Origin of the sequence: Paenibacillus phytorum (assembly GCF_013141715.1) — a bacterium.
In the GTDB taxonomy this organism is placed as follows: Bacteria; Bacillota; Bacilli; order Paenibacillales; family NBRC-103111; genus Paenibacillus_E; species Paenibacillus_E phytorum.
In genome coordinates, this window is the sequence record NZ_WHOA01000156.1 from 1 (window position 1) to 1041 (window position 1041).

1 protein-coding gene is annotated in these 1041 nt (G+C 41.4%); it reads left to right on the plus strand.

All coding sequences use genetic code 11. The features are described from left to right. Positions 1–960, plus strand: a 960-nt coding sequence (locus GC098_RS23570; protein WP_376773937.1) for a group II intron reverse transcriptase, incomplete at its 5' end; no start/stop codon positions are given. Positions 961–1041 lie beyond the last annotated feature (81 nt).

The following is a 1041-nucleotide window of genomic DNA, read 5'->3' on the forward strand; positions in this document are numbered from 1 at the left end:
GACTTCAAAATCATTTGTCGGGATTGGAGATCCGCCCAGAGGTGGTATCATGCGGTTGTTCTGTATCTCAAAGATCGCCTGAAACTCGACGTTTCACCAGAGAAATCGCAAATCATCAATCTACGAAAAAGAGAGTCGGAATTTCTTGGTTTTACAATCCGAGCAAACAAAAAGGGGCAAAAGCGAGTAGCCCATACGGGTATTAAAGCGGGCAAAAAGCAGAAGATCAAAAGCGAAGTTAAGAAACACATTCTCAGAATGAGGACTTCGCCAATGGCTCAAAACGCCGCACGTTTTAACAGTTTTGTATTAGGAATTCACAACTACTTCAATCGGGCAACACATGTAAGTGTTGCGTTCTCACGTCTTGCCTACGATCTGCGAGCTTTCATGTACAATCGTCTAAAACAAATCGGGAAATACGGGCATCCTGCAAACCCACCGCCAACGTACAGTAAATTTTACAGCTTGGGTTACAGGACTTTTAAAGTAGCAAATGTCTATTTATATCCGCTTGCGAATGTGAAAACAAAGAATACAATGGGCTTCAGTACAGAGCTTTCACTCTTTACCGCAGCAGGCAGAGAACAAATACACAAAAAGCTTCGACCAGATTTACGTCAGGAGATTTACTTACTAACGAAATCTAGTATCCCGAATCAGAGCGTCGAATATATGGATAATCGGATTAGTCGGTATAGCATGAAAATGGGGAAGTGCGAAATTACAGGCATGTATCTCTTCGCATCCGATGTTCAATGCCACCACTACATCCCGTTGCATTCAGGAGGAAACGACAAGTTTAACAACTTGCGTATCCTCCACAAAGAGGTGCAACAACTAATACTTCAGACACATAAAGTGACGATTGACGTACTCAAGAATAAACTGGAACTGACGGAATTGATGATGAACAAGATCAACAACTACCGTGAAAAATATACATTAGATCCAGTTTAACATATCCCAAATCAATGAGTAACGAGGAACTTATGATTTATTAAATTCGGTTAGATGGAACGCGGAGTACTGGGAAACTAG